Consider the following 16,139-nt stretch of genomic DNA (forward strand, 5'->3'; position numbering starts at 1 on the left):
CTTGTCGTACTCGTCGATCGATCCCGGCCCGAAGCTCGCCAGTTTCTTCGGCGTGGTCTCGGGCTCGCCCTGGCCGGAGGTCCACGAGGGCGATCTGCGGGAGATCCGCGACGCGTACGAGCAGCTGGCGAAGGACCTGCCGGACCTGCGCCGGCTGATCGCGACCGTGGCGGTCAAGGCCCGGCAGGAGTTCGAGGGCGAGGCCGCCCAGCAGTTCAGCGTGGCGATGAACCAGTTCATCGGCATCGGCGGCGGCCGTGACTACGTCTCGGCGGCGGCCGACACCGCCAAGGCGCTCGCCGACTGCGCGGGGGACGTCGCCAACCAGGTCGAGTACACCAAGTGGATGGCGATCGCCCAACTGGTCGACCTGCTCTTCGAGATCGCCCTGGCGACCTTCTGGGCGCCCTTCACCTTCGGCGCGGACTTCGCCGGGCTGTCGCTCAAGTACTTCTTCACCCGCGAAGCGCTGTGGATGCTGCTGAAGTACCTGCTGAAGACGATCCTGATGCACACCTTCTCGGGTCTCCTGAAGGGCGTCCTGATGGACTCGATCATCCAGGGCATCCAGATGGACCAGGGCAACCGGCACTCCTACGACATCGACGCGTTCAAGCAGAGCGTGCTGAACGGCGTCATCGGCGGGCTCATCTCCGGCCCGGTCAGCGTGTTCGGGATGGGCCTCGGCAAGCTGATCGGCAGCCTGGTCGGCAAGAGCGGCGGATCGGTCCTGGCCAAGGAGCTGGAGACCGTCCTCAAGAACGGCGACCAGGAGGCGCTCAAGCACCTCCTGGACACGGCGACCAAGCACGTGGGCGACACGGCGCTGGCGGACCTGGAGAAGGCCGGCGCCAAGTCGATCGGCAAGGGCCTGGGGGACGGTCTCGGCGAGGGCCTGGGCAAGGGCGTGGGCAAGGGAGTCGGGAAGGGCGTCGGCGAGGGCGTCTCCGGTGCGGCCGGGAAGGTGCTGAGCGACGCGGAGGCGAAGGCCTTCGCCAAGTCGATCGGCCAGGAGATGTTCCACCTCGCCCCCTTCCTCGAGCAGGGGTTCGGAACGGGCACCGGCTCGCTCGTCCGGAGGTTCGGTGACACCCTCGCGAACAGCTTCGAGCAGCACCTCGGCGGCGTGCTGGGCAAGGACGCGGCCAGGAGCCTGGGCAAGGAGTACGCCGAGGCGTTCGTCGCGGGCTGGACGAAGCACGGCGCCGCGAACGACTCGCTGAGCACCGTGCTGCGGAGCGTCCTGGAGCACGGCGGGTCGGACCTCGGGGAGCACGGGATCTCCGCGCTGGCCGACCACCTGCCCAACCTGGCCGCCCACATGGGGGAGGGCAACCGGCTGTACCGGCTGGGCGTCATGTTCGGCGAGCAGCTGGTGGAGGGGGCGCAGGGCAACCTCTCCGAGGGCCTCTACAACCTGGTCTTCGGCGACAACCACCAGTTCACGACCAGCTTCAACACCTTCGGCGCCGGCATGGCGATGGGCCTGGTCGGCAAGGGCGTGCACCACCTCGTCCACCTGAGCGGGGTCGGCCACACGTGGGCGTCCTACATCGAGCACCTCCGGACCAAGGCGCTGGACGACGGCAAGGGCGCCTACTACCCGGCCCACCACCCGCTGACCCTGCTCTCGCTGGCCAGCAACCTGGTCGGGCACGCCGCGCCGTTCCCGGTGCCCCGGTACGGGCCGGGCGAGGAGAAGGTGAACGCCGGTCACGTCCTCGCCTACTCCCGGGGGACGGGCGAGGCGCCGGACGTCGAGTACGCCGCGCTGTTCGCCAAGGCCTTCGGCCAGGCCGACCTGGCGGCGCTGTTCTCCGACCCGGCGCCGAAGCCCGTGCCGACCACCTCGGGCGGGGGCGCGACCACCACGGCCAAGGGCACGGCGGACGCGCCCGGCACCGGCGGCGGGAAGGTCGGCCGGCCGGCCCCGGTGGCGACCGAGGGCGGCGCCAAGGCCGGCCCGGACCGCCCCAAGCCGGTCCGGACGGGCAGCAGTTGGAGCGACACCACGCTGGTCGACGAGCCGGTGGGCCAGGCCCGTCCGGGCAGGACCGTCGGCGGCCTCGACGAGACGACGCACGCCACCGCCACCGCCTCGCCCCAGCCGGCCCCCGAGCGGCCCCGGCCCGGACGGACCACCGGCGGCGGCCCCGAGCACCACCCCGAGCACGGCCCCGCCGACCCGCCGCAGCCGCCCGCGCGCAAGCGCGGCCGGGACACCTACGAGAGCGGCTCCGGCGGCACCGACCTCCCGCTCCCGCCGGAGCCCGCCAAGCGCCCCAGGGCCGGGCAGGACGCGGCCCCGCGCCCGCTGGACTCCTTCCTGCACGAGTTCTCCGGCGGCGGCTACCGCGAGCCCGGCCCGGCGGCCCGGCACGCCCTGGAGCAGGCGCTGGCGGGCCCGGACGGACCGAAGAAGTTCGCCCACCCCGAGGAGTTCGTCAAGCTGATCAACCCGGACGGCGACCACAGCCTGCTGGGCGACGTCAACTGCGTGGCGGCCGCGATGGCCTTCCACTCCACCTTCCGCGGTGAGCCGCAGGTCGCGCCCACCCTCTCCGCGCCCCACCCGGGCGCGGCCGGCGACCTCCAGCACTGGGCCGGGCAGGCGGCCGAGTACCTGGGCCTCGGCGGCGCGGCGCTCGACGAGGTCGCCCTGCGGGTCGCCGCCGGCGGGCCCGGCTCGGCCGCCGTCGTCCTGGCCTGGACCGAGGACGGCCGGGGCCACGCCTGGAACCTGGTCAACGTCCCCGGCGACGGCCTGGTCTGGGTCGATGCCCAGCAGGGCCTGCACTCCCCGGGCGACCGGCCGCTCCCGCAGGACGTCACCCGGGTCTGGGCGATCGCGCACGACGCCGACAACTGGCCGCTGCGCGGCGACGGTTCGTTCAACAGCGCCGCCGACCACCCGGACGAGCGGTCGGCCCGCCCCAGGCCGGCGGACGCCTTCACCGGTACGGACGGGCCCGCGCCCCCGGTCACCGACGACGCCCGCCCCGGGCCCGCGCACGTCGAGCCGGTGCCTGTCGAGCCCGCTCACGTCGAACCCCCGCACGTCGAACCCGCCCGTCCGGAACCGGCGTTCGCGCCGCCGGGCGAGCGCGTCCCGGTCGCCCCCGACGGCCTCTGCCTGCTCCACTCGGTGGCCGTCGGCCGCCCTGACACCGCCATGACGGTCGACGCGATGAAGCGGGCGGTCTCCGACCACCTCACCCGGCAGGGCCCCGGAAAGCTCCCGCCCGAGGTCGCCCGCGGCTACCGCAAGATCGCCACCGCCGACCTGGGCGAGCAGCTGGCGAAGCGGACCCGCCCCGAACTGCTCAACGGCCTGCTGGACCTCGGCGTCGGCGGCGTCGACACCCATGAGGTGGTCCCCGCGCCGCTGCTGCGCGACCGCTACGTCACCGCGCTCGCCGAGGAACTCGCCGGTCCGGGCGGAGACACGGCCGCCGCCCGGGCACAGGCCGAGCAGCGCGTCACGTGGAAGTTCAAGAACCCGGACGAGCAGCGGGCGGCCGAGCAGTACCTGCGCGACCACGGCCGGGAGCCGGCCGCCGACCCGCACGACCTGCGCCGCCAGTACGTCGACGAGCGGGTGGCCCGGGGCGAGGACCGCGGCACGGTCGAGCAGGAGGTCGGCTGGAACCTCGCCGACGGCGCCGTCGGCTCCCGGGAGCAGTTCGAGTACCTCGTCGGCCGCCCGGAGCAGATCGGGCTGCACGACCTCTCCGACGCCGGCCTCGCCGACCTCCAGGTCTGGCACCGCACCATGTCGGACGCCCCGCTCTCACCCGCGGAGTTCGCCGGCCTCCAGGACGCCGTCCGGAACTGGGAGCGGTCCTGGTGGCGCGGCTTCGGCGAGACCTTCCCGCCGCTGCTCGCCGACGCCCTCGGCCTGCGGCTGCGGATCCTCGGCCCGAACGGCAGCGGCGGCCACACCGAGTACCTGCGGTACGGGCCCACCGACGGCCACCAGGTGACGGTGTACTACAACGGCACCAACCACTACGACGGCAGCCGTACGCCGCTTCCGACGCCGGTCACTGACACCCCGACGCCGGAGCGGACGGCCGGGCACGACGGACCGGTGCCGCCGCCGGTGCCGCACAGCGTGGCCACCGTCAGCGGAGGCGGAGGCGGTGCCATGGACCGGCCGGGGCCGACGACCGAGGGCCCCGAGCCGGCGGTGAAGACGGAGAGCGCCCCCGCGCCCAAGGTCGAGTCCGCGCGCGGGACGGAGTCCACGCCGGAGTCCACGCCGGAGTCCACGTCCGAGTCCACGTCCGAGCCCGCGGCCGGGCCGCACCGCCCCGAGGTGCCGAGCATCGTCATCACCGAGGCGGAGCACGACCCCCTGCTCCACCCGGCCGCCCCGGCCTCCCCGCCGGCCTCGGTGCTGGCCGTGTCCGTGTTCTCCACCGAGTCCGGCGGCAGCCACCACAACCCCTACGAGGACCCGGCGTTCACGCCCAGGACGCCGCTCGGCCCGGACGAGCTGCGCCTGCCCCCGGCCCGGATCACCCACCACCGCCGGCTGTCCGCCTCCGACCTGGTGGTCGGCCTGCACCACGGCGACACCGCCGTCCACGAGCAGATCGTCAAGCTCTTCGAGTCGGCCTTCACGAACGACCTGCCCGCCGCCCGCACGCTCGCCCGGGACTACTTCGACCCGGACGCGCTGCGCCCACGGCTGACCGCGCTGTCCCGGGGCGACGTCTGGGAGGCGCCGTTCGACGCCAACGGCTGGGCCGGGAAGATCTCCGTCCGGGTCGACGTCGACGGACTGGTGCACCAGGACACCGCGAAGAGCGTCGAGTTCGAGAACGGCTCCGACCGGCACGCCTCGGTCGGCCTGCAGACCGACACCCTGCACCGCTTCAACGCCTCCGTGCAGGCCAAACTGAAGGCCGGGAAGGCGGACCTCACCGAGACCCTCGGCTACCAGCACGACGCGCTGAAGGGCGGCACCTCGGTCGAGTTCGGCCGGTCCATCGCCCGCGGCAAGACGGTCGAGCCGGGCGCGCTGTTCGCCGGGAAGCTGCACCTCGCCGTCGACTTCTCCGAACTCACCCACCACGGCAAGCCGGTGCCCACCGGGCCAGGTGAGCAGGTGCACCGGCTGGACATCGGGGCCACCGTCGGCATCCCCGTCCGGGACACCCTGGACGCCCACGGCGCCCCGGTGCCGCCGGACCGGGACAAGCTGTTCGCCCCGCCCCAGCGGGTCGTCGACGGCCAGCGGCTCGGCGGCTCGGACATCGTGCTCGACGTCTCCACCCACCGGCACGGCCGCCCGGACGCCGACCACCCGATGCAGGAGGTGCTCGACGGCGTCGAGAGGACGGCCGAGGAGACGCTCGGCGACCTGTGGCCGGCGCTGCGCGAGAAGCTCACCGCCGAACTGGACACCACCCGGCTGCAGCAGGACCTCAAGAGCATGATGTCCGGTGAGCCCACCCGGATCGAGGTGGTCGACAAGACCGGCTTCGTCACCGGTTCGGTGGAGATCACCGCCTCGGTCAAGGCGATGTGGCAGCACGGGACCACCCCGCAGACCGAGTTCAACGTCGGCACCGGAGTCCAGCGGGTCCGCACCGAGCTGGCGAGCAGCGCCGACGGCCTGCAACTCCCGCTGCCCGGTGTGCTCTCCGGCAGCGCGGTCGACAAGTCGACCGGCACCGGCGGCGGTGGCCTCCAGCTGATCAAGGACAGGGTGCGGATCTCCGGCAGCAGCCAGGAGGTCCTGCTCACCACCAAGACCAAGGGCCCCGGCGTGGTCTACGACGGCCGGGCCGAACTCACCCTGACGTTCGCGAAGGACTCCCCGCTGGGGAGGGCCGGCGGCACCGCGACGACCTCCGTCGACTTCCGGACCCTGATCGAGCAGGCCGAGGCCCGCACCGTCAAGGACACCGGCACGGGGGACCCGACCCTCTTCGTCGCGACCGAGTCCCAGCCGCCGCACGGGCCGAAGACCTTCGAGCCCGGCACGACCGTCCCCAGCCCGCCCGACGGCGTCTGGCGCCGCCCCGACGGCACCGGCGGCGGCCTCGGCGACACCGCGACCGTCCGCGACCTGCCCACCGTCGGCCCGCTCCACCAGGAGGTCGACCGGCTGGGCCGGGAGGTGCTCGGCGGCGCCTGGAAGGAGGTCGAGCGCGACGTCCAGCAGCTGTTCAGCCACCCGATGGTGGCCTCCCACCTGACCGCGATGACCCGCGGCACCGCGCTGGAGCTGCCCGAGCAGATCGCCGGCACCCTGCTCCGACACGGCGTCAAGGTCTCCGCCACCGCCCACGTCACCGAACTGGAGTACAAGCGGCCCAACGCCAAGGCCGAGCTCAACCCGGTCGACGAGACCAGCTCCTTCGACTCCGGCCGCAGACTGCTCTCGGACACCAAGTCCGGCCAGGGCGCGGCCGGCGGCACCGCCACGCTCTCCGGCAAGACCACCCTGGACGTCAGCGGCGGCTACTCCCGCCAGGTCCGCGACCGCGACGGCTGGCGCGACGGCAGCTCCCACAAGGTGTACGCCAACGGCAAGTACGCCCGCCCGCAGGAGATCTACGACGCGGGCATCGGTGTCGAGGTCAGGCTCACCGTGGACGGCAAGGAGCACACCGTCACCGTCCCGATCCGGGCCGAGGTCAGCCTCGACGCCACCGAGACCGGCCGGCACACCGTCGGCCCCGACGGCCGGGCGCGGTTCACCGGCCCCGGCACCGGCACCCCCGTCACCCACCGGGGCCCCGCCGAACCGCACGACCCGCCCCGCCGGATCACCGACCGCGGCGCGATGAGCGCCTCCGACGTGGTGCACAGCCTGGGCAACGGCGACACCGCCGTGCTGAAGGGCATCGAGAAGACCCTGCGGCAGGAGTTCGGCCACGTCCCGGACGACGTGCTGAGCCGGATCAGGAGCCGCTTCGACCCGATCGCCCTCAAGCCGCAGCTGTCCAAGCTGAGCCGCGGCGGTCAGCTCACCGAGCACCTGAAGATCCACGGCTGGGAGACCACCGTCACCGTCAAGGCCGGTCTGGGCAAGGACTTCCGGCACACCGACACGGTCGAGAAGTTCGAGTTCGAACTCGGCACCCAGACCAGGGTGTCCACCGGTGTCAGCAAGGACCGGCGGGTCCGCGACGTCTTCTCGGCGCCGCTGCGGTTCAAGCTGCCCTACGTCGACCTCGGCCTCAACCTCGCCCGCCGCAACGACTTCGTGCACGGCTCCACCGTCGACAGCACCGGTGCCACCGTGAGCAAGGGCAAGACCGTCGAACCGGCCGGACTGTTCAGCGGCACCGCCGAGTTCACCGTCCACATCGAGTCCAGGAGGCTCGGCCAGACGGTCACCGCGCCCGACCTCACCGTGCCCGTCCGCACCACCGTCGCCGTCCCGCTGCGCGACGCCCCGGCACCCGGCGCGACCGGGCCCGCACCCCTGAAGAAGCCGCTGGACCCGCCCGCCCGGATCGAGCGGACCCACCGGCTCGGCGCCTCCGACGTCGTCACCGACGTCCACCCGCTGCGCCCGGACCCCACGGCGGAGCACCACTCGATCGGGGAGAGCGCGGTGGCCGGCCTCGACCGGCGCGGCGCCGAGGTGCTCGGCTCCGACTGGGGCGGGATGAAGGGCAAGATCCTCGAGGCGCTCGACGTCACCAAACTCCAGCCGCAGCTCAAGTCGATGATGTCCGGCCACGAGATCGTGGTGAAGCACGGCCGCAGCACCGTGCGGATCACCGCGGCGGTCTCCCGGCTGGAGCACACCGGCGAGACCTCCCAGACCGAGTTCACCACCGGCACCCAGGTGCAGAAGACGGTCGCCGGCTCGGACGGCGTCACCAGCTACGGCGCCGGGCGCGGCAACACCGTCACCGTCTCCGTCCAGGGCACCAGCAACCCGCTGCCGGTCGGTCCGGCCGTCACCGCCGGCGGCTCGGTCACCCACTCCTGGGGCCACGACCAGCTCGACGTCCAGGCCCAGCGCAGCACCGCGGGCGCGTCGACCAAGACCAAGGTCGCCGGCAGCAGCTACACCGGCGAGGCCACCCTGTACTTCCGGATGGAACGCCGCCCGCTGCTGCCGCTCGGCGACCCGAACCGGCTGGTCCCCGGGGGCCGCGACCACGCCCCCGGCACCGCCTTCGAGCAGGTCACGTCGGCCGCCGGGCAGGCCTGGCGGGAGCTCCGCAGGCTCGGCACCACCGTCCATGCCGTCGGCACCGCGAAGATCGGCTTCGAGGCGGCCGTCGAGGCGGGCGACGGCCGCCCGTCGAAGGGGCCCCGGCCCACCCCCTTCGAGGCGCCCGAGCACCGCACCGCCCCGGCCCCGCCGCCCGCGCCCACCGGACCGCCGGTGGAGACCGTGGTCAAGGCGCCGCCCGCCCGGGTCTGGAGCGAGGGCCTGCGCGACGTCGACGTGATGCGCTGGCTCGGCGACGCCGGCGGCGTCCAGGACATCCTGCGGCTGCGCGGGCCCGAGTTCTTCGGCGCCCGTACCTGGGAGCGGATGGAGGGCGTCGCCCGCAACACCGCCGACCACACCCAGCTCGCCAGCCACTTCGGCTCGGCGACCCGGGGCGAACCGCTCGGCACCCCCTCGCCCGGCCGTCGGCGGCTGGTCACGGACGGCGACGTGCAGGTCAACCTCAAGGTCCTGCAGCTGGAGTACGACCGCAGCGACGGCAAGGTCGAGTTCAGCCCGGCCAACGCGACCTCGACCAGCTCCACCAGGACCCGGCTCGACTGGTCGCTCTGGGGCGGCCAGGTGCAGGGCGGGGTCAAGACCGAACTCGGCCCGGTCGAGGGCACCTTCCAGGGCGTCGTGGGCGGTTCGCACCGCAACCGGGAGGGGCTGTCGCTCGGCGACACCGGGCAGGTGGTCTCGCACGCGAAGTTCAACACGCCGATGGCGCGGTACGACGGCTTCGCCGAGGTCGAGGTCGTCTTCTCCAAGGGCGACGAGCGGGTGGTGGAGAAGGGCGTCATCCCGATCACGGTGGACATCCCGGAGCGGGAGACCACCGACGCCACGGTGATGAGCGACCACTACCTGGCGTTCAGCGCGGACGAGCCGAACGGGCTCGCCACGCCGAAGCACCCGGTGCCGGAGGCCGCGCCGACGCCGACGCCGACGCCGATGCCGGAACCGGCGCCCGAGGCCGCGCCGAAGCCGGCGCCCGGGAGCGGGCCGGAGCCGGAGACCGCGCCGAGGCCCGCCTCCGCCGAGGAGGACGTCTTCCGCTCCCTCACGGACGAGCCCCGGATGCCGTCCCCGTCCCCGTCCCCGTCTCCGTCTCCGGAGCCGGAGCCCACCCCGACCGTCGGCCACGTGAGGACCGGCCGGCCGACCCTCGTCGACGGCGACCCGCTCCCCGAGCCGCAGTCCGCCGTGATCGAGACCATGCCCGCGCCGGAGCCCGCGCCGGAGCCCGAACCGGCACCGGAGCATCGCGCCCCCAGGCTCTCGGAGCTGATCCCCGAGTCCTCCTGGTGGCGCCTGTTCATCGACCCGAACGTCCACGCCGAGGCGCTCTCGCTCTCCCCGGGCGACGCCGCGAACCACCTCGACCGCACCAAGTACCCGGGCTTCCGCCAGGGCATGACGGAGCTGTTCCGCGAGGTGCTGGACGGCCCGCCCGGCGGCCGGGAGCGTTCGCGGATCGACGCCCGCGCCTACGAGGAGCTGCACGGGCTGGCGACCCGTCACCTGGTCGAGGGCTCCGGCGCGAACGTCGCCACGGTCTGGTCCGGGACCAAGGACGGGACCTTCACCACGATGCGCGGCACCGGCCGGACGTCCATGGCCGCCGACCTGGCCGACGAGCGGATCGGCGGCCACAAGCTGGTCGCCGACTTCACCGCCGGCCCGGTCGCGCGCGAGGACAAGGCCCCGCTGGTGCTGTTCACCCGCGGCCAGAGCCGCGAGGGCATGATCTCGATCAACTACCCGCACGGCACCGCGCCGGACCACGTCCAGGCCGCGCTGGACCACTACTACGCCGAACTCGGCGCGGCCACCGACGACCACGGCAAGCTGGTCGCGATCGCCCGGGTGACCAGGTCGCTGCAGATGATCCAGCCGTTCACCGACGCCAACAGCCGGGTGAACGTCAGCGTGCTGATGCAGAAGTTCCTGCTGGAGAACGGCTTCCGGCCCGCGGTGCTGACCAACTCCTTCGAGCTGTTCCTCGGCGGCTACACCGCGCACGAGATCGCCGACCACCTGGTCGAGGGCATGGACCGGTTCGACCGGCTGGCCGCCGGCGCCGCCGGGGACCTCTTCAACACCGAGGCCGGCCCGGCCGACCACGTGGTCACCCAGGTCGCCGACGCGGTCGGCCTGCCCGCCGGCACCGCCCCGGGCGATGCGGCCGTGCGGCACCGTCAGGTGCTCGACCTGGTCCGGTTCGGCCGCTCGGTGTACGGCGACGGCGTGCCCGCGCTGGACGAGCACGGCATCCGGCTGCTGCGCAACGTCCACGAGCTGTCCGGCCTCGCCCACGGGAGCTTCCCCGGCCGGTCCACCGCGGAGGCCGCCGCGAGCTACGCCCACCGGCTGCACGGTGGCGGCCCCGAGCCCGTCACGACGGAGCACCTGCGGACGGCCGCCGACGCCGTCGGCGAGGTGCTCGCCGCGGGGAAGCCGCTCACCGAGGACAACCTCCGGGCCGAGCTGCGCCCGGTGACCACGTCCACGCTGCTCAGCGACACCGACCTGGCGAACTTCCGGGGCGTCGTGCACGACGAGACGCCGTCCGCCCCGCTGCCGGACTCCGACCGCCCGGCCGGGAAGCCCTCCTGGGAGTCGGTGGCCTACCGCGCCCCCGAGGACGGGCGGACCCCGGTGCCGCTGGACGTCCACGAGCTGTCCGACGGCGGGCCGTTGGACGCGGACGGCCTGGCGGAGAAGCTGATGCCGAAGCTGTCCTCGCTGGACATGGGGTCGTTCCGGCTGGTGCTGCGGGCCGAGGACGGCTCGCTCGGGGCCGACCCGCTCGCGACCGTCCGGCACACCGCGGACATGCTGATGACCCCGGTCGACCTGCTGCTGGCCGACCGGCACGGCGACGTGCACCTGGTGAGCTTCGACGACGCCGGGCGCCACGGCGACCCGCAGCTCCTGGAGCAGCACCACCACGGCCACGACACCGCCCCTGACCGCCTGCCCGAACCCGACCGCCCGCCCGGGCCCGACCGGGTGCACGAGATGGCGGACGCCCTCGGCACCGCCCACCAGGGCACGGACACCCGCTGGTTGGCGGACCCGGACAGCCCGGCCGGGCAGCTGCAGGAGACCGGCAAGGCGCTCTCCCGCTTCCCCGAGGACCCGCGCTTCCTCTCCGTCGCCTTCCACTCGGAGCACACCGACGGCGCCCCGACCTGGCACGGCGAGCGGGTCGGCCCGGAGGAACTGGCGGCCGTCCTGGTCGAGTTGCGCGCACGCGGGGTCTGGCCGGAGGGCAAGCCGCTGCGCTTCCCCGCCTGCGACTTCGGCACCGGCGGCGCCGGCTCGTACGCGGCCGACGTGCTGCGGGCGCTGCGCGGCCGGGTGAACGGCCCGCTGGAGGCGTACGTCCCCGAGGGCAGGCTGTGGTTCGTGCCCAAGCCCACCGGCCCGTTCACCGTGGAGGAGGCGGGCCCGGGGCACCTGGTGGTGGCCAGGACGGTCGGCTTCGACGCCGACGGGCTGCCGGTCGTCGTCCCGGGCGGAAAGTGGCTCAAGGTCTCGCTGCCGGAGGAGACCGCGGGGGAGACCTCGGAGCACACCTCGGAGCACACCGCGGGGGAGGCCCCGGGCGGGCACCCGCAGCACGAGCCGCAGGTCGAGGAGTTGGGCGCCCACCTGCCCGCCGACCTCTCCGCCGCGCACGACCCGGGCACCGGCCTGCCCGAGGGCCTGCACTGGGCCCCCGGTCCGGACCTGCCGCACGAGATGCCGGGCGCGACGCCGTTCGGCCGGCGCGCGCTCTACGACGCGCCCGAGTACGCGGCCGCGGCCCGCGACTTCGAGCTGAGACTCGGCGAGTACTGCTTCCAGTCGAAGGACGCGGAGGCGGCGACCCGCAGGACCCTGGGCAAGCTGCTCTCGGTGTTCCAGAAGGCCTACCCCGGCAAGCAGTTGCCGGAGCTGGTCAGGGCCCTGCTCAAGGACGACCCGACCTCCTCCGGGCAGGTCGGCACCCAGCTGTCCGGTCCCGAGATGGCCGCCCTGCTCAAGGAGGGCAACACCCGTGAGCTGATGACGGCCTTCTTCAACGGGGCCTACTTCGGCGACTCGGAGATGAGCCTCAAGAAGCTGTGCAACGAGATCATCGCGGGGAAGGACTGGAAGCGGGCGGAGGACCTCGGGCTGAACGTCCCGGCGCTCAAGGAGTCCCACGCGTTCCTGGAGGGCGCCTTCCGCAAGGGCATGCACGAGCTGCTGACCCGGATCAACCCCAAGACGGCGACGATGTTCGAGAACGACGTCTTCGGCACCGGCAACGTGCTGTCCCAGTCGAGGACCGCGCTCTCCGACGGCATGGGCTACCTGAGCAGCATCCGCTCCCGCACCCCGCGGCCGGAGAGCGAGATCCCGGCGCCGTCGGCCCGCGAGTTCAAGCTCACCGGCGTCGAACTGAGCAAGCGCGAGCTGGAGTTCCTCAAGGTCAATCCGCTGGCCTGGGGCATGACCGGGATCGAGGTGCGCAAGCTGCGCTGGGAGGACGTCCCGCACCTGGAGAACGGGGCACCCGACCTGGAGGCCCTCCGCAACGAGCCCGGCGTCCAGGACGTGTTCGTGGAGCGGGACCCGGACACCCGGCAGAACGCGGTGTTCACGGTGGTGGAGAGCCCCGGGGGCCGGCTCGGGGCGGGCGAGATCGGCCCCGACCAGCCGCTCAGCCTGCGCACCGGCGCGATGGTGCACAAGCTGGACGAGGGCTCCGCCTGGCACCAGGAGGCCAACGGCGAGAAGGGCATGCGGCTGGTCGCGGGCATCTCGGCGACCGCCGCCAAGATGATGACGGCCTTCAAGCTGCTCGGCGTCACCGACGTGGAGCCCGACCACATGGTCAAGGCGCTGCTCGGCTGGATGCTGCCCACCAGCGACCACTCGGTCTACGAGATCCTCAAGGGCGTCGAGCTGACCGGCACGATCACCCCGCTGCACGAGTCCACCCTCAAGTCCGCCGAGGAGATGTACCGGAACCTGCCGGGGATCCCGCTCGCCCAGGTGCGCGAACTCGTCGGCAAGGACCACATGCTGCCGCACGAGCAGGTCTACACCGCCAAGATCAGGGCGGAGGAGGGCGGGTTCGGCGAGCCGGCCGCCCGCCACCGGACACTGATCGACGAGCGCTACGGCATCTTCAAGCAGCTCGCCGAGCACGTCCCGGCGGACCGCATCGTCGGTGACGACGAGGTCGTCGAGGGCGTCCGGAAGTGGCTGGCGGACAACCGGATGACGCCGGAGGAGGTGATGGCCAGGCTCACCCCGGCGCACTTCTACGCCCTGGCCGTCTACACCGGCCCGGCGTTCCCGCTGATCAACGTGATGATGCGGTTCGGCGGGTCCTTCGACAAGGCGATGCACGTCCAGGTCAAGCACATGCTCTTCGGCTCGGAGACCACGCCCAACTCGCTGTCCCAGCACCCGGCGATCAAGGAGCTGCTGAAGCGGACCGTCTTCGCCGACAAGGCCGAGGCGAACCGGCACCAGGCCCACGTGATGAAGGTCGTGGAGAAGGAGGTCCTGCCGGACCTCAAGCGGGAGATGCGCGAACACGAGCGGATGCTCCGCTCGGCGCTGGACCTGCTGCCGGCCGCCGAGGGCAAGGTCTACCGCGGCAGCGCCGCCATCTCCATCAAGGGCGTGACCGCGCTCTCCCCGGTGTACGGCCGCAAGCACGTGACCCACCGCGACTTCACCAGCACCAGCCGCAGTTCGGCCACCGCGATCAAGTTCCGGGACGGCCGCCGGAAGACGGCGGTCACCGAACCGCTGCTGGTCGACATGGAGCTCACCGGCGGCGGCGCGGCCAAGGACATCTCCGCCTTCTCGGTGGAGATGCAGGAGCAGGAGGTGCTCGGCACCCCGATGAGCACGTTCACCGTGAAGGAGCGCCGGCGGGTCGGCGGCAAGCTCCAGATCGACATCAAGGAGGCCAACTCGGCCACCTCGTTCCCCTCACCGGGCACTCCCGGTTCGGCCACCGCCCGGGTGGACACCGAGATCCTCCAGTCCCACCTGGCCAAGCTGTCCGGCCTGCGCGGCATCCGGGACAAGGGCGACCTGTGGGGCCTGGGCATCGACATCGGCGTCCCGAACGCGCGGGGCTTCGGCGTCAAGTCGGTGGCGAGCGCCTTCCCCACCGAACTGGTCAAGCAGGCCGTCGGCGAGAAGACCTGGCACGTCGCCATGCTGGCCTCGGAGCTCCACAACGGCCCGGGCAACCTCGACCTCAAGGCGCTCCAGCACACCCGCCGGGTGACCGACGTGGTCCGGGAGAAGCTCGGCCTCGGCCCGGAGGCCCATGTGACCAGGAGCGAGCTGGACAAGGCCCTGCGGAAGCTGAACAAGGCCGAGGACAACGCCCCGGTCGCGCCGCTGGACCGCCAGCGGCTGGTCAAGCTGGTCCGGGCGCTCAAGAAGCCGGGTGCCCGGGTCACCGCCGCCGAGGTCACCGCGAACTGGGTGCCGCTCTCCGCGGCCGGCCCGGCCGGCCTGGGCGCCCCCGGCACCCCGGGCCACCGGACGCCGGGCACCCCGGGTACGCCGGGCACTCCGGGTACGCCGGGCTCCCCGCTCGCGCCCAACACCCCGACCACCCCCGGCACCCCGCTGACGCCGACCGGCCACCAGGCCGCCCAGCCCGGCGGCCACAACCCGGCCGGGGACCTCCGGCGCCAGCCCGTGCTGACCATCGGCGCGCCGCCGAACCAGAACGCGTGGCACACCAAGCTCCTCGCGATGGACAAGTTCCCGCTCGACGACCGCTTCCTGACCGTGGCGCTGCACTGCGACTCCGGCATCCCGACCCACTACGGCCAGCCGATCCACCCCGGCTTCGTGGTCGACGGGCTCCTCAAGCAGAAGACGGACGGGCACTGGGACGGCGTCAAGCCGGTCCAGTTCGCCGCCTGCAACCTCGGCTACGGCGTCACGGCGAGCTACGTGGCGGACGTGATGACCGAGCTGTGGCGGCGCGACCCCACCATCACGGCGGCGGCCTACGCGGGCGACGGCCCGGTCTGGTTCGTCCCCCGGCTCAACGAGGAGGGACTGGCCAACCACAGGCTGCGCGGTGACCTGGTGGTGGCCCGGCAGGTGGGCATCACCAAGCTGGGCCGGCCGGGCATCTCCGGCGGCGCCCACTGGTACCGCTTCGACCGCCCGGCGGACGGTACGCTCGAACCCGTGGTCGAGAAGCTCGGCCCCTACCTCCCGCCGGACGGCGACGCGAAGGACCGGCCCGAGCACTACTTCCCGGCCGGGCCGGACGACTTCGACCCCGAGCGCAGGCTCTTCGGCGCCGTCCGCTTCGACGACGAGGACCAGCCCGACCACCCGGGTGCGCCCGGACCGCAGGACCACCCGGACGAGTCCGGACCGCAGGACCCGCCCGACCGGCAGAACCCGTTCGACGACGACCGGCCGGACCCCGGGCTGGCCGACCAGATCTTCCAGGAGCTGAACACATGACCGCGGAGTTCACCCTCGCCGCCGTCTTCGACGCCGTCGACCCGCTGACCGGGCCGGAGTTCCACGAGGACCACCCGGTGATCGGCGACCCGGCCGAGCGGGAGGCCCTGGTCGGGTACCTGGCCGCGGCCACCGTCGTGCTGATGACGCCCAGCCTGATCGACGACGTGCTCGACCCGGAGCGCGCGGGCGGCGTGCCGATGGACTACCGCTGCGACGGGCGCTGGATCTGGACCGACACCGTCACCTACTACCTGGACCGGTACGGGCTGGCGCCGGACCCGGGGCTGCTCGCGCACGTCCGGGAGCGGGTCGCGGCGGGGGACGGGCCGGCCACGCTCGCGCCGGACGTCCAGGAGCGGGCGGTGGCCCGGCTGCTGGCGCCGCCGGCCGGCGGGCAGGAGACGGTCTGGGAGGTCACCGAGGGAGCCTGAGCCCTCGTACGGCG

General features: G+C 73.3%; 2 protein-coding genes. Both read left to right on the top strand.

Going from position 1 to position 16,139, the window contains the following annotated elements; all coding sequences use genetic code 11:
• Window position 1 precedes the first annotated feature (1 nt).
• Window positions 2-15,691 (top strand): toxin glutamine deamidase domain-containing protein, encoded by a 15,690-nt coding sequence (locus AB0O91_RS11725; RefSeq protein WP_363430498.1) that lies wholly within the window; start codon window positions 2-4, stop codon window positions 15,689-15,691.
• Window positions 15,688-16,125 (top strand): hypothetical protein, encoded by a 438-nt coding sequence (locus tag AB0O91_RS11730; RefSeq protein WP_363430500.1) that lies wholly within the window; start codon window positions 15,688-15,690, stop codon window positions 16,123-16,125. Before AB0O91_RS11725 ends, AB0O91_RS11730 begins: the two co-directional genes overlap by 4 nt.
• Window positions 16,126-16,139: the final 14 nt, after the last annotated feature.

The sequence above is a fragment of the Kitasatospora sp. NPDC089797 genome, from assembly GCF_040684795.1.
In the GTDB taxonomy this organism is placed as follows: domain Bacteria; phylum Actinomycetota; class Actinomycetes; order Streptomycetales; family Streptomycetaceae; genus Kitasatospora.

Excerpts from the sequence above, each read along its gene's own strand:
- AB0O91_RS11730 (WP_363430500.1), top strand. The coding sequence starts at position 15,688 with ATGACCGCGGAGTTCACCCTCGCCGCCGTCTTCGACGCCGTCGACCCG.